A 16,858-nucleotide genomic window follows, 5' to 3' on the forward strand; every position below is an offset into this window, starting at 1 on the left:
TACCGGGGTGCGCGCCATTTGCGCGGCGCGGAGCGGAGCGAAACGACGATGCAGTGTGCGATTCAACGCGCGCCGGCGGCGCGCGTGTGGGGACTGTCGGCCCGGGCCCTGGGCCTGACGATGCTGTGGTTCGGCGCGATGGGCGCTTTCGATTTCGACGTCCGTGCGCTGGCCGGCCGCTTGAGCGGCGCGGGCCTGCCGGCGTTGGCCGACGATGCCGCGTGGCTGAGCCCGGCGCTGGGCGCGCTGCAGGCGATGATCGGCGCGGTCTTGCTGATCGCACGGCCGGGCCGTTGGCGTCGCGACGCAGCGCTTGCGGCGAGCGCGTTCTGGGCCGCCGGCCTGCTCGGGCTGGCGAGCCCGGCGGCCTGGATCCACGAGCCGCCGTACGCCGGCTTCCCGGTGATCGGTTCGGGCCAGACCTTGCTCAAGCACGTGGGGCTCGCCGGCCTCGCCCTGGGCGTGTTCGCGCACGAGCGCGGCTGCGCGCACGGCCGCAGCCGCGCGCTGTGGCTGCTGTGGGCCGGGCAGTTGCTGGTGCTGGTCTGGATCGGGCTGATGAAGTTCACCCAGGTCGAGGCCGAAGGCGTGGCCGGGCTGATGCGCAGCAGCCCCTTGTTCGCCTGGCTGTACGGGCCGTTGAGCGTGCAGGGCGCGTCGAACCTGATCGGCGCGATCGAGCTGCTGATCGCGGCGGCCATCGCCGCATGGCCGTGGTGGCCGCGGGTGGCGGACTGGGGCCTGCGGGCCGCGATCGCGACGTATCTGCTGACCCTGAGCTTCCTGTTCACCTTGCCGGGCTGGCAGCCCGGCTACGGTTTTCCCTTCGTCGGCGGCACCGGCCAGTTCCTGCTCAAGGATCTGCTGCTGTTGCTGGGCGCCGCGGCGTTGCTGCGCGCTGCGGCCGATCGGCGTCGCGCCTAGGCCGCACCGCGGCCGCGGCGCAGCAGGTCGATGTGCGCGATGCCGTCCTCGACATAAGGCTCCGACGCAGGCTCGAAGCCATAGCGGCCGTAGTAGGCCTGCAAATGCGCCTGTGCGCCGATCTGGATGTCGGCGCCGGGCCAGCGGCGTTCGATTTCGATCAGCGCCGCTTCCAGCATCGGCCCGCCCAGGCCCAGGCCGCGGAAGTCCGCCGCGGTCAGCACCCGGCCGAAGCTGACCTGGGGATAGCTGAGTCCGGCCGGAAGGATCCGCAGGTACGCGGCCAGGCGGCCGTCGGCCGCGCGCCCCATCAGGTGCAAGGCTTCGGGATGGCGGTCCTTGCCGTCGGGGTCGAGGTAGACGCAGTTCTGCTCGATCACGAACACCTGCGCGCGCAGGTTCAGCAACTCGTAGAGTTCGTCCAGGCTCAGGTCGGCATAGCGCTTGGCTTGCCAGGTCACGGTGGCGATCATGACCGCATCATGCCAAAGCCGGGGCGCACCGGAGCGGAGCGGGGCGGTTCGTTCGGGAATGGGACGGTTTCGCCCCGTGGGCCACGGCGCCGATGGCGCCCGCGGCTGCGACGATGCGCGCCAGGGCGCCGGCCCGGACCCGCCCGCCGCCGCCAGGCCCCGGCGCGGCCAGCGTGCGATAATCGCCGCCATGAACGAATCCAAGCCCCAGCCCGACACCACCCACTTCGGCTTCCGCGACGTGCCGCGCGAGCAGAAGCGCAAGCTGGTGGGGGAAGTGTTCTCCTCGGTCGCCGGCAGCTACGACCTGATGAACGACCTGATGAGCCTCGGCATCCATCGGGTCTGGAAGCGCTATTTCACAGCCACCGCGCAGGTGCGCCGCGGCGACCGCGTGCTCGATCTGGCCGGCGGCACCGGCGACATCGCCGCCCTGCTGCGCGACCGGGTCGGCGACCGCGGCATGATCGTGCTCGGCGACATCAACCAGGACATGCTGCGGGTCGGCCGCGACCGCATGACCGACCGCGGCCGCGTGTCCGGTTTCGAGTACGTGCAATGCAACGCCGAATCGCTGCCGTTCCCGGACGCCAGCTTCGACCTGGTCACCATCGCCTTCGGCCTGCGCAATGTCACCGACAAGGACGCGGCGCTGCGCGAGATGCTGCGCGTGCTCAAGGTCGGCGGCCAGGCGCGGGTGCTGGAGTTTTCGGAAGTGACCGCGCAGTGGTTCAAGCCGATCTACGACTTCCACTCCTTCAACGTGCTGCCGCGCCTGGGCAAGCTGTTCGCCAACGACAGCGAGAGCTACCGCTATCTGGCCGAGAGCATCCGCAAGCACCCGCCGCAGGGCGAGCTGAAGCGGATGATGAGCGAGGCCGGTTTCGCCCGGGTCGACTACAAGAACCTGTCGGCCGGGATCTGCGCGATCCACACCGGCTACAAGGCCTGAGGCCCGCCGGCGCGGTCTGCGCCGTACGCCGGAACGAAGAACGCCGGGACGCTCGTCCCGGCGTTCTTCGTTGTACGGCCGCAGGTGCGTTGCCAGGACGCGGGCATGGCACAGGTCGCTCCCTGCGCCCGTTGAGTGTTCGCCGCGACGCAGGCTCCGAGCCTCAGGCCGAGAATCCGCCGTCGACCGACAACTGCGTGCCGGTCACGAACGCACCGCCCGGGCCGGCCAAGTAGGCCACCGCCGCGGCGATGTCGTCGGCCTGGCCGTACTCGCCCAGCGGCAGGCCGGCGCGCTGGTGGTCGGCGCCTTCGCCGTCGGCGGGGTTCATGTCGGTGTCGATCGGGCCCGGCTGCACGGTGTTGACGGTGATGCCGCGCTTGCCCAGGTCCTGCGCCAGGCCCTTGCTCAGGCCGACCACCGCGGCCTTGCTCAGCGAGTACAGGGCCATGCCCGGCGCGCCGACGCGCTCGCCCAGGCAGCTGCCGATGGTGATGATGCGGCCGCCGCGCGGCAAATGCTTGGAGGCGGCCTGCGCGGCCACGAACGGCGCGCGCACGTGGATCGCCATGACCCGCTCGTAGTTTTCCAGCGATTCCGCTTCGAACGGCCCGTAGGCGAACACACCTGCGTTGTTGACCACGATGTCGAGCCGGCCCAGCTCGGCCACGGTGCGCTCGACCGCGGCGGTCACCGCCGCCGCATCGGCGCTGTCGGCGGCGATGACCACGGCGCGGCGGCCGCCGGCGCGGATCTGCGCGGCCACGTCCTCGGCGCGCTGGGCCGAGCTGACGTAGGTCAGCGCCACGTCGGCGCCGTCGGCGGCCAGGCGGCGCGCGATCGCCGCGCCGATGCCGCGGCTGGCGCCGGTGACCAGGGCTACTTTGCCTGCAAGGGGAAGGCTCATGTCTGAAGTTCCGAATAATGGAAGTAGGGCGTCCAGGCTAGCGGCATCGCCGCGGCTTGGGCAGACGGGAATTTTGGGACGATGCGTACCGCGCAGCCGCACGACCGCTTCGGCCCTCGTCGTAGCGCGACCGGCATCGCGATTCGGCGCCGCCGGCCGGGAGCCGCCCGCGTGTCGGCCGTCAGCCCCTCGGCTGCCGTGGCCGGCAGCGTGCGGCCGCGGCGGACGGCCGCGTTCGGCCATCCGATCCTACGTCCGGCCCGGACTCCATCCGCACCCCGCGCAGCGGCCAACATGCACAAGCCCCGCTCCGGGGCGAGGCGCTACACTCGGCGCTTCACCCGCAGCCGTGGTCCGTTCATGCGTTCTTCGATCCTCACCGTCTGTCTCGTCGCGGCCCTCAGCGCCGCCGCCGGTTGTTCGCGCGAAAGCGCGGCGCCCGCCACCGATCCGTCCCAGACCGCCGCACCGGAGGCCAAAGTGAGCGACACCGCCGTTGCCGCGGCCGACCGCGACGAGCATTCCTACGCCCAGCCCGACCTGGTCCGCATCGACGACCTCGCCTTGTCGCTGGCGGTGGATTTCGCCGCCAAGACCCTGACCGGCAGCGCCACCTACACCCTCGACTGGACCGATCCGAAGGCCAAGCAGCTGGTGCTCGACACCCGCGATCTGAAGATCGCGAAAGTGGTCGGCGAGCGCGCCGACGGCCAGTGGGGCGATCTGAGCTTCAGTCTGGCCCCGACCGACAAGACCCTGGGCAGCAAGCTCACCATCGAAGCGCCGGAGCGCAACAAGCGCATCCGGGTCAGCTACGCGACCTCGCCGAACGCCTCCGGCCTGCAGTGGCTGGAGCCGTCGATGACCGAGGGCAAGAAGACGCCCTTCATGTTCAGCCAGTCGCAGCAGATCCATGCGCGCTCGTGGGTGCCGCTGCAGGACACGCCGAGCGTGCGCTTCACCTACACCGCCCAGGTCACCGCGCCCAAGGACGCGATGGTGCTGATGAGCGCCGACAACGACCCCAAGGCGGCGCGCGACGGCGACTACAGCTTCAAGATGCCGCAGAAGATCCCGTCCTATCTGCTCGCCATCGCGGCCGGCGACCTGGTGTTCCAGCCGATCTCCGCGCGCGCCGGCGTGTGGGCCGAGCCGGCGATGGTCGGCAAGGCCGCGACCGAGTTCGCCGACACCGAAAAGATGATGGAGACCACCGAGAAGCTGTACGGTCCCTATCGATGGGAGCGTTACGACATCCTGGTCCTACCGCCCTCGTTCCCGTACGGCGGCATGGAAAACCCGCGCCTGACCTTCGCCACCCCGACCGTGATCGTCGGCGACAAGTCGCTGGTGTCGCTGGTCGCGCACGAGTTGGCGCACAGCTGGTCGGGCAACCTGGTCACCTTCTCCAGCAGCAAGGACGGCTGGCTCAACGAAGGCTTCACCAGCTACGTCGAGAACCGCATCGTCGAAGCGCTGTACGGCAAGGAGCGTTCCGACATGGAGAACGTGATCGGCCGCAACGAACTGGCCGCCGAGTTCAAGGCCATCGATCCCAAGCTGCAGGCGCTGGCGCTCAAGCCCGGCACCCTGAAGGACCCGGACGAGGCCAGCAGCGCCACCGTCTACACCAAGGGCGCCTGGTTCCTGCAGTTCCTCGAGCAGCGTTACGGCCGCGAGGTGTTCGACCCGTTCCTGCGCGGTTACTTCGACCACTTCGCGTTCCAGAGCATCCCGACCACCCAGTTCGTCGAGTACGCCAAGGCCAACCTGCTCGCCAAGCACCCGGGCAAGGTCAGCGAGGCCGAGCTGGAGGAGTGGATCTACGGCCCGGGTATCCCGAAGTCGGCGCCGGCCACGGCGTCGCCGCGTTTCGACGCGGTCGATGCCGCGCGCAAGAGCTGGCTCGACGCCGGCAAGCTGCCCGACGCCGCGCTGACGGCGAAGTGGAGCACCCAGGAATGGGTGCACTTCATCGAAGGCATGCCGGAAAAGCTCAGCGTCGATCAGCTCAAGGCGCTGGACGCGGCCTACGCGTTCACCGGTACGCCGAACGGCGAAATCGCCCAGCGCTGGTACCCGTTGGCGGTGCGCAGCGGCTACCACGAGGCCGATCCGGCGATCTCCGCCTTCCTGCAGAAGATCGGCCGGCGCAAGCTGATCATGCCGACCTACGGCGAACTGGTGAAAACCCCGGAAGGCCTGAAGCTGGCCGAAGAGACCTTCGCCAAGGCCAGGCCGGGCTATCATCCGATCACCACCGGTTCGGTCGAGGCGACCATCGCCAAGGCCAAGAACCCGGCCGCGGCGCAGTAAGCCGCGCACGCCCATGCGCCTGCGTCGCTCGCTCAAGACGGCCGCCCTGCTGGCGGCCGTTTTGCTGGGCGCGCTGGCGTGGTGGCTGTGGCGCGATCCCTATCGAGTCGTGCTGGCCGACTACGCGCGCCAGCGCGCCGTCGCCGGCCTGACCCGCAACGCCGCCCAGGTCGGCGATCATCGCTGGGTCTACGCCTATAACGACGAGGCGCCGCCGGGCGCGCCGACCGTGGTCATGGTCCACGGCTTCACCGGCAGCAAGGAAAACTGGTATCCGCTGGCGCAGCGCCTGCGCGGCCGCTACCGGCTGTTCGCGCCGGACCTGCCGGGCTGGGGCGAAAGCGAGCGCAAGGCCGGCGCCGACTACGGCTTCCTGGCCCAGAGCGAACGCGTCGCACGCTTCATCCAACAGGTCGCGCACCAGCCCGGCAGCGAGCTCGTGCTGCTCGGCCATTCGATGGGCGGCGGCATCGTCGCACTGAGCGCGGCGCGGCATCCGCAGGACGTGGACCGGGTCGGCCTGTTCGACGCCGCCGGGGTGCGTTTCCAGGACAACGCCTTCGGCCTGGCGGTGCTGCGCGGGCGCAATCCGTTCGCGGTCTTCGATGCGGCCTCGCTGCGGCGCTACCTCGACATCGTGTTCTACGACGATGCCGCCAAGCCCTACATTCCCTGGCCGGCGAGCCGGATCTACATCGACCGGCGCAAGCGCGACGCGGCGTTCGAGCAAGCGGTGCTGGACAAGATCGGCCGCGGCGAGGAACGCTTCCTGCCCGGCAGCCAGGCCGCACGCATCCGCCAGCCGGTCTTGCTGCTATGGTGCCGGCAGGATGCGGTGATCGACCCCAGCGCGCTGGAGCTGTACGCGGCGCAGCTGCCGCAGGCGCAGCGGGCGTTGCTGGACGGCTGCGGGCACATGTCGATCGTCGAGCGTCCCGCCGCCGCCGCCGATGCCGTCAACCGATTGATAGCCAAGGGTCAAGCACGATGACACCGCGCCACGCCACGTTCCTGCTCGCCGCCGCGATGCTGCTCGCCGGCTGCGAGAAACCCGATCCGAAGATCGCCGAAGCGGCCAAGGCCGCGCAGCGCGAACAGGAGGCCGCGGTCGAAGCCAAGAACTTCGACGCCGCCTACGGCCAGCAGAACTGGGAAATGGCTTCGGCCTACGGCGAGATCGTCACCTCGCGTTATGCCGGTACGCCGACCGCCGACCGCATCGCCGCGCAGTACGAGGAGGCCAAGACCAAGGCCAAGCAGATGCGCGAACAGCGTCGGGTCGAGTCGCTGTGGTCGTACATGAGCACGCCGGTGAAGACCGCCAAGGGCAAGGCCGGCACCCAGCTCTCGGCGTCGATCTACGCCAAGGCGAACGTGGAGACCGACGGCGGCGTGCCGCGCCCGGTGCAGCTGATCTTCCGCGATCACCCCGATTGGGGCCGCAGCGCCTACCTGGTGCTGCAGACCGGTGACTTCAATTGCTACGGCGGCTGCAAGCTGAAGGTCGTCGCCGACGACAAGCCCAAGACCCTGCCCGGCAGCCGGCCCAAGACCGACGAGGCCATCGCCATGTTCGTCGAGGACGAACGCGGCTTGTGGCGCATCGCCGGCGCCGCCAAGGAACTGAGCATCGAGTTCCCGGTCAAGGCCGGCGGTACGCGCACGGCGAGCTTCGAAGTCGGCGGTTTGAAGCCGGAGAAGATGCCGGGTTGGAAGTGAGGGCGTAACGACCGTCGATTCGTTTCGACGCTATTGCCAGGGATGAGCGAATGGTTTTCGCATCGAAAGCTTGCGACCGTAACGGTCGCTCCATTGGTTGCGGCGTTGGCATTGCGTTGGCGGCGAAACCGGGCTGATGCATGGCCAGTCTTCGTGCCGTGCCGATAGCGGCGAGCGCGGACGCGCGAATCCAGGCGGCGAAGCCGCCTGTGGGTTGCGGGCCGCCCGATGAATAATGCCCGGAGGTGGCTGGTCGGGACGGCCGCAATCGGGCTGCTGATCGGTGCCGTTTTCGTTTCGGCGCGGTGGTGGTTCCTGCATTGGCAGCCCGATCGAATGCGTTACCCGCTGCGCGGCCTCGATGTCTCGCATCATCAGGGCATCGTCGATTGGCCGGCCGTGGCGCGGGACGATGTCGCTTTCGTATATCTGAAGGCCAGCGAAGGCGGCGATCATCGCGACCGTCGCTACGCCGACAACGAACGCGGCGCGCGGGCGGCCGGGATCGCGGTCGGCGCCTATCACTTCTTCACCTTCTGTCGCAGCGGCGCCCAGCAGGCGGCGAATTTCCTCGCCGCGGCGCCGGCGCGCGGCGATGCGCTGGCGCCGGCGGTGGACCTGGAGTTCGGCGGCAACTGCGGCCGGCGGCCCGACGCGGCGGCGATGCGCGCCGAGCTGGACGCGTTCCTGGCGCCGGTCGAAGCGGCGTACGCCAAGCCCGCCTTGCTGTACGTGACGCCGGAGTTCTTCGAGGCTTATCGCGCCGCGCTGCCGGCGCGGCCGTTGTGGCGGCGTTCGATCCTGAGCGCGCCGGAGGCGTCGGCGGCGTGGACGTTGTGGCAGTACCACAACCGGGGCCGGGTCGCAGGCATCGACGGACCGGTGGATCTGAACGTGCACGTCGGCGATGCCGCGGCGTTCGCCGCCTGGCGCGCGCAATCGGGCGTCGCGCGCTGAGCGAACTGTGACCGGCGCGCGGGAGCGGGGCAGGGCGGTCGTTATGATCGAAGCCATGAACGCCGTTTCCGATTCGAAGATTGCGTTGCGCTCGCGTCGCGCCGATGCGGAGCGCGCATGAGCCGCGGCGGGGTGCCGGTACAGGTCGAGCTGCTGGCCGCGCATCGCTCGGCGGTCCCGGTCTTGCAGCGCATGTTCGAAAGCGAATGGCCGGACTATTACGGCGGCGACGGTCCGGGCGACGCGGCCGCGGACTTGGCCTCGTTCTGCCGCGACGATGCGCTGCCGCTGGGCGTGGTGGCCTTGCTCGGCGGCGAGGCGGTCGGCGTGGCCGCACTCAAGGACGCTTCGATCGATGCCTATCCGCAATTCTCGCCCTGGGCGGCGGCGGCTTGCGTTGCCTCGGGCTGGCGCGGCCGCGGCATCGGTGCGCAGCTGATCGTCGCCCTGGAAGCGCAGGCGATGCGCCTGGGGCATCGCGCGATCTACACCGGCACCGCGACCGCCGGCAGCCTGATGCGGCGCCTGGGCTGGGAGTATCTGGACACCACTCCGCAGCACGGCGTGCCGGTGGCGGTGTTCCGCAAACGCCTGTAGCGCAGGTGGCGAACCCCGGGGCGTTGCTTCGGTTGAGGGCTTCCTGGCCGGGGTTCTACGCGGTTTCGTCGCGGCTACCAGGGCCCGCGACGACCTCCGGGGTAGGCGCGACGCGAGTCGCGGCCGTGATGCCGCAGATGGCGTCGTTGTTGCGGGGCGTGGTCGCGACTTGCGTCGCACCTGCCCTCAAAGCGGGGGGGGCGCTTCGGCGAGGGCGTTGTAGCCGCAGGTTCTGCGCGGTCTCTGTCGCGGCTTACGCCGCTCCTACAATGGGGCGTTAGTCGCGGCGAGAATGCAGGCGAAAAAAATCCCGGCCGGGGCCGGGATTTTTCGATCGACGTGCGATGCGGGTGGGGCAGCGGAACGCGGATTCAGTCCGCCGGCATCCGCCTCAAACCAATCCCCAATCGCGAATTTCCCATCCCGGCTTAAAGCGCATACCCGAACTGTTGCTTGAACTGTTCGGCGAATTCTTCGTAGTCGAAGCGCTGGTTCTGGGTGCCGGGGTGTTCGACCTTCAACGCGCCCATCAGATTGCCCATGCGGCCGACGGTCATCCAGTCGTAGCCCTTCTCGATGCCGAAGATCAGGCCGGCGCGGAAGGCGTCGCCGCAGCCGGTCGGATCGGTCACGCGGCGCTCGTGCGCCGGCGGGATGTCGTAGGTCTTGCCGAGCGTGTGGATCTGCGAGCCGTGCGGGCCGCGGGTGGTGATGTAGGCCTTGACCCGCTGGACGATGTCGTTCTCGCTCCAGCCGGTGCGCTCCTGCAGCAGGTTGGACTCGTAGTCGTTGACGGTGACGTAGTCGGCCTGCTCGATGAAGGCGCGCAGCTCTTCGCCGTTGAACAACGGCATGGCCTGGCCCGGATCGAAGATGAAGGGAATGCCGGCGTCGGCGAACTCCACCGCGTTCTGCAACATGCCTTCGCGGCCGTCGGGGCTGACGATGCCGAAGCTCACGCCCTTCACGTCGCGCACGTGGTTTTCGTAGGAGCGCATCATCGCGCCCGGATGGAAGGCGGTGATCTGGTTGTTGTCGTGGTCGGTGGTGATGAACGCCTGCGGCGTGAACAGCTCCGGGATCTCCTTGACGTGGTCGAGGCGGATCTTCTGTTCGTCGAACCACTCGCGGTACGGGCCGAAGTCCTGGCCGACGGTGGCCATCGGGATCGGATCGCCGCCGAGCAGCTTGAGGTTGTAGGCGATGTTGCCGGCGCAGCCGCCGAACTCGCGGCGCATGCGCGGGACCAGGAACGAGACGTTCAGGATGTGGACCTTGTCCGGCAGGATGTGGTTCTTGAACTGGTCCGGAAACACCATGATGGTGTCGTAGGCCAGCGAGCCGCAGATCAGCGCAGACATGTTCACCCCGAAAATTTTTTGAAGTCGCGACGCAAAAGCGGGCGGTCGATAGACCGCCCGGCGGCGTAGGGTAGCGGCTGAAGCGGCGCGCGGCCAGTTTTTGCGTACGCGGGGGGATGGTCGCGGGCGGCCGGGCGGTTTTCCGGCCTCCGGCGCGGAGACCGCCGGGGCCGGGTCGGCCGGGCCGGAACCGGGTGGGCGGCGACCCGGCGAGGGGGCGATTCCGGACCCGCCGACCCAGGGTTATCCCCAGGGGGCGGGCGCCGCTCCTGAACAGCCGGGCAGCCGTGAAACCGTTGATTTTCCTTGCTCGCAGGGGGGGCGATTGCTAGGCTAACGGCCCCGCTTCGCCCATACTTTTGACGGCCCAATCCCCCGATGTTCAAGAAGTTTCGCGGCATGTTTTCCAATGACCTGTCCATCGACCTGGGCACGGCCAACACCCTCATTTACGTCCGCGGCCAGGGGATCGTGCTGAATGAGCCGTCCGTGGTCGCGGTGCGCCAGGACCGGATGATCGGCGGCAACCGTACGGTGGCGGCGGTCGGCGGCGAGGCCAAGCAGATGCTCGGCCGGACTCCGGGCCACATCACCACGATCCGGCCGATGAAGGACGGCGTCATCGCCGACTTCACCTACACCGAGGAAATGCTCAAGCATTTCATCCGCAAGGTGCACAAGTCGCGCTTCCTGCGCCCCAGCCCGCGGGTGCTGGTGTGCGTGCCCTGCGGCTCGACCCAGGTCGAGCGCCGCGCGATCAAGGAATCGGCCGAGGAGGCCGGCGCGCGCGAGGTCTACCTGATCGAGGAACCGATGGCCGCGGCGATCGGCGCCGGCATGCCGGTGACCGAGGCGCGCGGCTCGATGGTGGTCGACGTCGGCGGCGGCACCACCGAGGTGGCGGTGATCGCGCTCAACGGCATCGTCTACTCGGCTTCGGTGCGCATCGGCGGCGACCGCTTCGACGAGTCGATCATCAACTACGTGCGCCGCACCTACGGCACCCTGATCGGCGAAGCCACCGCCGAGCGGATCAAGCTCGAGATCGGCTGCGCCTACCCGCAGGAGCGCGCCAGCACCATCGAAATCTCCGGCCGCAACCTCGCCGAAGGCGTGCCGAAGATGGTCACGATCAACTCCAACGAGGTGCTCGAAGCCCTGCGCGAGCCGCTGTCGGGCATCGTCTCGGCGATCAAGCTGGCGCTGGAGCAGACCCCGCCGGAACTGTGCGCCGACGTCGCCGAGCGCGGCATCGTCCTGACCGGCGGCGGCGCCCTGCTGCGCGACCTGGACCGCCTGATCAGCGAGGAAACCGGCCTGCACGTGCAGGTCGCCGACGACCCGCTGACCTGCGTCGCCCGCGGCGGCGGCCGCGCGCTGGAGCTGGTCGACATGCACGGCAACGAGTTTTTCGCTCCGGAATAAGCCGGGATTTGGGGTTCGGGATTCGGGATCGGAACAGCGCCCGGCTCTCGCCTCCCGCGTCTTCGACGCGCCCGCCTAGCGTCACCCGCAGTCCGGCAAGCGCGCGCAGCGGTCACTCGCTGCGTTCGCGCTTTTCCAATCCCCAATTTCGAATCACGACTCCCGGCCTCAATGCCCCCCTACGCCGGTCCCTCCACCGCAGCCCGTAGCGGCGAAGTCGCCGACACGCTGCGCCTGCTGGCGTATCTGGCGTTGGCGCTGGTGCTGATCGTGCTCGACCATCGCGGCGGCTGGCTCAGCCAGGCGCGCAAGCAGGTCGCCACCGCGGTGGCGCCGTTGTGGGCGGTGGCCGGCATGCCCGGACGCCTGATCGAACGGGTCAGCGACGACGCCGGCACCCTGAGCCGGCTGACCGAAGAGAACCGCCGCCTGCGCAACGAGGCCTTGGTCAACCAGGCGCGGATGGCGCGGCTGCAGTCGGTCGCCGCCGACAACCAGCGCCTGCGCGGCCTGCTGGAAGCGGCCGAGCGCGGCAACCTGGACGTGGTGCTGGCGCCGATCCTCGACATCGATCTCGACCCGAGCAAGCAACGGCTGGTGCTCGACGCCGGCAGCCGCGACCGCATCCGGGTCGGCCAGAGCGTGATCGACGCCGGCGGCCTGCTCGGCCAGATCACCGGCATCACCGCGATGCACGCCAGCGTGCTGCTGATCACCGACCCGTCGCACGCGGTGCCGGTGGCGGTGGCGCGCAACGGCGTGCGCCTGGTGGTGTACGGCGAAGGCCGCAGCGACCACCTGACCCTGCGCAGCGTGCCGCTGTCCAGCGACGTGCGCGAGGGCGACGTGCTGGTGACCTCGGGCCTGGGCGGGCGATTCCCGCCGGGTTTTCCGGTCGGCACCATCACCGCGCTCAAGCCCGACGACAGCCGCGCCTTCCTGGTCGGCGAAGTGCGGCCGGCCGCGCAGCTGGACCGTGGCCGCGAAGTGCTGGTGCTGCTGTCGTTGCCGCCCGCGCCGGCGCCGAGCGAGCCCTTCGACACCCAGCCGGCGATGGCGCAGGCCGCAGGCGCGGCGCCCGCCGCGAACCACCCAGCGGCCGGCGCCGCGGGCAACGCAGCGAATGCCGCGGCCAGGCCCGGCGCCGCTCCGGCACCGGCGGGCACCGCCGCGAGCCGCCCGGCGACGGTTGCGCCGCCCGCGTCGCCGTCCACCGCGCCGCGCCGCCCGGCTTCGCCCGCGACCGGCCCGGCCGCGCCCGCCGCCAGCGAGGACACGCCGTGACCCGCGCCCGCCACCATTGGGTGCTGCCGACCAGCCTGGTCGTCGCGCTCGCGCTGAGCCTGTTGCCGCTGCCGCAGTTGCTGCAGCCGCTGCGGCCGTTCTGGCTCGGCCTGGTGCTGGCCTACTGGGTGATCGAGGACCCCGAGCGGGTCGGACTGGGCTTCTCGTTCCTGGTCGGCCTGGCCGGCGATCTGGTCTCCGACGGCCTGCTCGGCGAGCAGGCGCTGCGGCTGGTCATCATGGCCTTCATCCTGCAGCGCTTCCGCGCCCGGTTGCGCTTCTTCCCTTTGTCGCAGCAGGCGCTGGCGATCGGCGGGCTGATGCTCAACGACCGCATCGTCACCTTCGCCATCCACACCGTGCTGCGCGAGCCGACCCTGCCGGCGGCGTTCTGGCTGGCGCCGCTGGCCGGCATGCTGCTGTGGCCGCCGATCTTCCTGCTGCTGGACGCGCTGCGCCTGGGCAGCTGGCGGAGACGCTGAGATGCGGCCGCGCCGACGGGTGCTGAAAAACAACGCGGCCGAGGCCGACCAGTTCCGCGCCCGCGCCGCGATCGCCTTCGCCTGCGTGCTGGCGGGCGTGATCGGCCTGGGCTTCTGGTATTTCCGCCTGCAGGTCTGGCAGCACGCCGACTACGCGATGCGCTCGGAAGCCAACCGGGTCAAGCTGCGCCCGGTGGTGCCGGGACGCGGGCTGATCTACGACCGCCAGGGCCGCATCCTCGCCGACAACGTGCCCGCGTTCCGGATCGAGGTCACCCCGATGGAGGCCGGCGACAGCGACAAGTGGCTGCCGCAGTTGGCGTCGGTGGTGAACCTGTCGCCGGAGGACATCAAGCGCTACGAGAACGAGCGCAAGGCCACCCGCGGCTTCAAGCCGATCGTGCTGAAGATGCGGGTCAGCGACGAAGAGGTCGCCGCGTTCGCGGTCGACCGCTGGCGCTTCCCCGGCGTCGAGCTGGTGTCCTACCTCAACCGCCGTTATCCCTACGGCGACCTGTTCGCGCACGTGATCGGCTATGTCGGCCGGGTCGACACCAAGGACCAGGAGTCGATGGGCGCCAACGCCGGCGTGCTGACCCACACCGGCAAGACCGGCCTGGAACGCTTCTACGAATCGCAGTTGCGCGGCCAGATCGGCTACGAGCAGATCGAGACCAACGTCGACGGCCGCCCGATCCGCCAGGTCGGCCATGTCCCGGCCAAGCCCGGCGCCGACCTGCGTTTGAGCATCGACATGGACCTGCAGCGCGCCATGGTGGCCGCGTTCGGCGAAATGGACGGCTCGGCGGTCGCGGTCGACCCGCGCACCGGCGAAGTGCTGGGCATGGTCAGCCTGCCCAGCTACGACACCAACCTGTTCGTCAACGGCATCTCCAGCGCCGACTACAAGCGCCTCAACGAAGACCCCTCGCGGCCGCAGTTCAACCGCAACGTGCTCGGCGGCGGCCCGCCGGGTTCGACCATGAAGCCGTTCGTGGCCCTGGCCGGCCTCGACAGCGGCTTGCGCCGGCCCGAGGACCGCACTCTGTCGACCGGCGAGTTCCACATTCCCGGGCAGAAGCGCGGCTACCGCGACTCGCACGGCGGCGGCCACGGCTGGGTCGACCTGCGCGAGTCGATCGCGCAATCGGTCAACACCTACTACTACAAGCTGGCGCTGGAGATGGGCATCGCCCGCTTCGACCAGTACATGCTGCGCTACGGCTTCGGCCAGCAGACCGGCATCGACCTGGCCGGCGAGAACACCGGCATCCTGCCGTCGCCGGAGTGGAAGGCCAAGCGCAACAAGAAGGAAGGCTGGTATCCGGGCGAAACCGTCATCGCCGGCATCGGCCAGGGCTATTGGGTGGTGACCGCGCTGCAACTGGCGCGCGGCACCGCCGCGATCGCCAACGGCGGCCACCTGCAGCAACTGCACCTGGTGCGCGAAATCCGCACCGGCTACGAGGCGCCGTGGGTGCCGAACGTGGTCAAGCCGCCGAGCCTGATCACCGACCATCCGCAGCACCTGCGCGCGGTGCGCGAAGGCATGGAGGCGACCATCCACGGCGGCCGCGGCACCGCGCGGATCATGGCCCGCGGCGCGCCCTACCGCATGGCCGGCAAGACCGGCACCGCGCAGAAGGTCAGCCGCAAGGGCAACGTCAGCATGAATCCGCATTCGCTGCCGTACCACCTGCGCCACCAGGCGCTGTTCGTCGGTTACGCGCCGGCCGAGAACCCGACCATCGCGGTCGCGGTGGTGGTCGAGCACGGCGGCTACGGCGGCAGCACCGCCGCGCCGATCGCGCGCAAGATCTTCGACGCGTGGCTGCTCGGCAAGATGCCGGAGACCGAACCGTCCAAGGACGCGCCGGCGGTGCCCAGCTTCGCCGACGTCTCGGTCGAGTCCGGCACGGTCGCGGGCGCGGAGCCGGCGGTGGTGCCGGTGGCGGTCAACGGCGCCTGGGCCGCGGCGGTCGCGCAGGCCAACGCGCGCGTGGCCGCGCAGCCGGGGCGCGCGCCGCAGGCGCTGGCGCGGCCCGCCTTGCCGGGACTGCCGGCGCCTGGCGAACGCGATGCGGGCGCCGGCGCGGCAGGCGACGCCAGCCGGGCCGATGCCGCCGCCGAAGCGCCGGCCGAGCCCGCCGCCGACACCGGTGCGGCGCCGGCGACGGAGCCGCAACGATGAGAGTGATCCTGCGCTACCTGTGGGACCTGGCCCAACGCTTCGCCCGCACCCTCGACCTGCCGCTGCTGGGCGCCTTGCTGGCGCTGATGGCGATCGGCCTGGCGGTGCTGTACAGCGCCGGCGAACATTCCACCCGCATGGTCTTCGCCCAGGGCTCGCGCTTCGCCGTCGGCCTGGGAGCGATGTGGGGCCTGTCGCGGCTGCCGCCGTCGCAACTGCGCAACTGGACGCCGCTGGCCTATGCGTTCTCGATGGTGCCGCTGCTGCTGGTGCTGCTGATCGGCACCGGCAAGCACGGCCGCCATTGGATCGACCTGAAGGTGTTCTATTTCCAGCCGGCCGAACTGCTCAAGCTCAGCCTGCCGATGATGGTGGCCTGGTTCCTCAATCGCCAGGCGCTGCCGCCGAAGGTCGGCACGGTGCTGATCGCCGGCCTGCTGATCGGCGCGCCGACCGGACTGATCCTGCTCCAGCCCGACTTCGGCACCGCGATGCTGGTCGGCATCAGCGGCGCGTTCGCGCTGTACCTGGCGGGCCTGCCGTGGTGGTGGTTCGGCGCCGCCTTCAGCGCGGTCGCCGCGATCGCGCCGGTGGCCTGGTTCTGGCTGCTGCGGCCGTACCAGAAAGACCGCATCCTGACCTTCCTCAACCCGGAAACCGACCCGCTCGGCACCGGCTGGAACATCATCCAGTCCAAGATCGCGATCGGCGCCGGCGGCATGACCGGCAAGGGCTGGCTGCAGGGCTCGCAGTCGCACTTGAACTACCTGCCCGAACACACCACCGACTTCATCTTCGCCGTGCTCAGCGAAGAGTTCGGCTGGGTCGGCGTGGCCACGGTGCTGGCCTTGTATCTGTTCGTGGTCGGCCGCTGCCTGTGGATCGCCGCCGAGGCGCGCGACGGCTACTCGCGCCTGATCGCCGGCGCCCTGGGACTGGCCTTCTTCGTCTACGTGATCGTCAACGGCGGCATGATCTCGGGCCTGCTGCCGGTGGTCGGCGTGCCGATGCCCCTGCTCAGCTACGGCGGCACCTCGGCGGTGTCGTTGCTCGCCGGCCTCGGCGTGGTGATGGCGGTCAAGGCGCATCGGCCGGTGCATAGCGGCCGCTGAGCCGGCTGCAGCGCCGGGCTCCGGGCTCTCCGGGGTAGGAGCGGCGTGAGCCGCGACCGCGAACCATCACGCATGCCAGCACAAACACAGGCTGCCGTAAATTCGACTACGGTTTCATTGTGCGCGGTGCCCATTCGACTACAGCCACGCGGCATTCG

General features: G+C 69.9%; 15 protein-coding genes. 12 read left to right on the top strand and 3 right to left on the bottom strand.

Annotated elements, in window-relative coordinates; genetic code table 11:
- Positions 1-48: 48 nt before the first annotated feature.
- On the top strand, positions 49-924 hold the full coding sequence (locus V2J18_RS03115; protein WP_064749742.1) for a DUF417 family protein: 876 nt from the start codon (positions 49-51) through the stop codon (positions 922-924).
- Here V2J18_RS03115 and V2J18_RS03120 read toward each other — a convergent pair.
- Positions 921-1,397, bottom strand: coding sequence for a GNAT family N-acetyltransferase (locus tag V2J18_RS03120; protein WP_064749743.1), 477 nt, complete (start codon positions 1,395-1,397; stop codon positions 921-923). The two genes, V2J18_RS03115 and V2J18_RS03120, sit on opposite strands and share 4 nt — an antisense overlap.
- A 190-nt stretch (positions 1,398-1,587) precedes the next feature.
- Here V2J18_RS03120 and ubiE point away from each other — a divergent pair, with 190 nt between their 5' ends.
- On the top strand, positions 1,588-2,349 hold the full coding sequence (gene ubiE, locus V2J18_RS03125) for a bifunctional demethylmenaquinone methyltransferase/2-methoxy-6-polyprenyl-1,4-benzoquinol methylase UbiE (protein WP_064749744.1): 762 nt from the start codon (positions 1,588-1,590) through the stop codon (positions 2,347-2,349).
- Between the two features lie 163 nt (positions 2,350-2,512).
- Here ubiE and V2J18_RS03130 read toward each other — a convergent pair whose 3' ends face one another.
- Positions 2,513-3,256: an SDR family oxidoreductase gene (locus V2J18_RS03130; RefSeq protein WP_336130939.1), complete on the bottom strand. Its 744-nt coding sequence runs from the start codon at positions 3,254-3,256 to the stop codon at positions 2,513-2,515.
- Positions 3,257-3,616: 360 nt separating this feature from the next.
- Between V2J18_RS03130 and V2J18_RS03135 the strand changes: the two genes are divergently transcribed.
- From V2J18_RS03135 to V2J18_RS03155, 5 genes are all read left to right on the top strand, one after another.
- Positions 3,617-5,572, top strand: a complete 1,956-nt coding sequence (locus tag V2J18_RS03135) for a M1 family metallopeptidase (RefSeq protein WP_336130940.1) — start codon at positions 3,617-3,619, stop codon at positions 5,570-5,572.
- A 13-nt stretch (positions 5,573-5,585) separates the two neighbouring features.
- Entirely contained in the window at positions 5,586-6,563 is a 978-nt protein-coding gene (locus tag V2J18_RS03140; protein WP_336130942.1) for an alpha/beta fold hydrolase, read from the top strand.
- Entirely contained in the window at positions 6,560-7,291 is a 732-nt protein-coding gene (locus V2J18_RS03145; RefSeq protein ID WP_336130944.1) for a hypothetical protein, read from the top strand. The genes V2J18_RS03140 and V2J18_RS03145 overlap by 4 nt, the downstream gene beginning before the upstream one ends.
- Before the next feature lie 336 nt (positions 7,292-7,627).
- Positions 7,628-8,248, top strand: a complete 621-nt coding sequence (locus V2J18_RS03150; protein WP_336130945.1) for a GH25 family lysozyme — start codon at positions 7,628-7,630, stop codon at positions 8,246-8,248.
- A gap of 117 nt (positions 8,249-8,365) precedes the next feature.
- On the top strand, positions 8,366-8,845 hold the full coding sequence (locus tag V2J18_RS03155; protein ID WP_336130946.1) for a GNAT family N-acetyltransferase: 480 nt from the start codon (positions 8,366-8,368) through the stop codon (positions 8,843-8,845).
- Between the two features lie 428 nt (positions 8,846-9,273).
- Here the strand turns inward: V2J18_RS03155 and V2J18_RS03160 are convergent, their stop codons facing one another.
- Complete coding sequence (locus tag V2J18_RS03160; RefSeq protein ID WP_064749755.1) at positions 9,274-10,206, bottom strand: carbohydrate kinase family protein; 933 nt, start codon at positions 10,204-10,206, stop codon at positions 9,274-9,276.
- Positions 10,207-10,584: 378 nt separating this feature from the next.
- Here V2J18_RS03160 and V2J18_RS03165 point away from each other — a divergent pair, with 378 nt between their 5' ends.
- The 5 genes from V2J18_RS03165 (at position 10,585) to rodA (ending at position 16,700) form a co-directional block, all read left to right on the top strand.
- Positions 10,585-11,631 carry a rod shape-determining protein gene (locus V2J18_RS03165; RefSeq protein WP_064749756.1) on the top strand — a complete coding sequence of 349 codons (1,047 nt, stop codon included), beginning with the start codon at positions 10,585-10,587 and terminating at the stop codon, positions 11,629-11,631.
- Between the two features lie 171 nt (positions 11,632-11,802).
- The gene (gene mreC, locus V2J18_RS03170; protein WP_336130948.1) at positions 11,803-12,915 is read left to right on the top strand and encodes a rod shape-determining protein MreC; all 1,113 of its coding nucleotides are present in this window, start codon (positions 11,803-11,805) and stop codon (positions 12,913-12,915) included.
- The gene (gene mreD / locus V2J18_RS03175; protein ID WP_336130949.1) at positions 12,912-13,397 is read left to right on the top strand and encodes a rod shape-determining protein MreD; all 486 of its coding nucleotides are present in this window, start codon (positions 12,912-12,914) and stop codon (positions 13,395-13,397) included. Before mreC ends, mreD begins: the two co-directional genes overlap by 4 nt.
- A gap of 1 nt (position 13,398) precedes the next feature.
- Positions 13,399-15,588, top strand: a complete 2,190-nt coding sequence (gene mrdA, locus V2J18_RS03180) for a penicillin-binding protein 2 (protein ID WP_064745847.1) — start codon at positions 13,399-13,401, stop codon at positions 15,586-15,588.
- Entirely contained in the window at positions 15,585-16,700 is a 1,116-nt protein-coding gene (gene rodA, locus V2J18_RS03185; RefSeq protein ID WP_064745848.1) for a rod shape-determining protein RodA, read from the top strand. Before mrdA ends, rodA begins: the two co-directional genes overlap by 4 nt.
- Positions 16,701-16,858 lie beyond the last annotated feature (158 nt).

Origin of the sequence: Lysobacter firmicutimachus (assembly GCF_037027445.1) — a bacterium.
Taxonomy (GTDB): domain Bacteria; phylum Pseudomonadota; class Gammaproteobacteria; order Xanthomonadales; family Xanthomonadaceae; genus Lysobacter; species Lysobacter firmicutimachus.

Bases quoted from the DNA above. Each gene is read 5' to 3' on its own strand.
- mreC (WP_336130948.1), top strand. From the start codon at position 11,803: ATGCCCCCCTACGCCGGTCCCTCCACCGCAGCCCGTAGCGGCGAAGTC.
- mrdA (WP_064745847.1), top strand. From the start codon at position 13,399: ATGCGGCCGCGCCGACGGGTGCTGAAAAACAACGCGGCCGAGGCCGAC.
- V2J18_RS03150 (WP_336130945.1), top strand. From the start codon at position 7,628: ATGCGTTACCCGCTGCGCGGCCTCGATGTCTCGCATCATCAGGGCATC.
- V2J18_RS03115 (WP_064749742.1), top strand. From the start codon at position 49: ATGCAGTGTGCGATTCAACGCGCGCCGGCGGCGCGCGTGTGGGGACTG.
- V2J18_RS03120 (WP_064749743.1), bottom strand. From the start codon at position 1,397: ATGATCGCCACCGTGACCTGGCAAGCCAAGCGCTATGCCGACCTGAGC.
- rodA (WP_064745848.1), top strand. From the start codon at position 15,585: ATGAGAGTGATCCTGCGCTACCTGTGGGACCTGGCCCAACGCTTCGCC.
- V2J18_RS03155 (WP_336130946.1), top strand. From the start codon at position 8,366: ATGAGCCGCGGCGGGGTGCCGGTACAGGTCGAGCTGCTGGCCGCGCAT.
- V2J18_RS03140 (WP_336130942.1), top strand. From the start codon at position 5,586: ATGCGCCTGCGTCGCTCGCTCAAGACGGCCGCCCTGCTGGCGGCCGTT.
- V2J18_RS03160 (WP_064749755.1), bottom strand. From the start codon at position 10,206: ATGTCTGCGCTGATCTGCGGCTCGCTGGCCTACGACACCATCATGGTG.
- V2J18_RS03130 (WP_336130939.1), bottom strand. From the start codon at position 3,256: ATGAGCCTTCCCCTTGCAGGCAAAGTAGCCCTGGTCACCGGCGCCAGC.
- ubiE (WP_064749744.1), top strand. From the start codon at position 1,588: ATGAACGAATCCAAGCCCCAGCCCGACACCACCCACTTCGGCTTCCGC.
- V2J18_RS03135 (WP_336130940.1), top strand. From the start codon at position 3,617: ATGCGTTCTTCGATCCTCACCGTCTGTCTCGTCGCGGCCCTCAGCGCC.
- V2J18_RS03145 (WP_336130944.1), top strand. From the start codon at position 6,560: ATGACACCGCGCCACGCCACGTTCCTGCTCGCCGCCGCGATGCTGCTC.
- V2J18_RS03165 (WP_064749756.1), top strand. From the start codon at position 10,585: ATGTTCAAGAAGTTTCGCGGCATGTTTTCCAATGACCTGTCCATCGAC.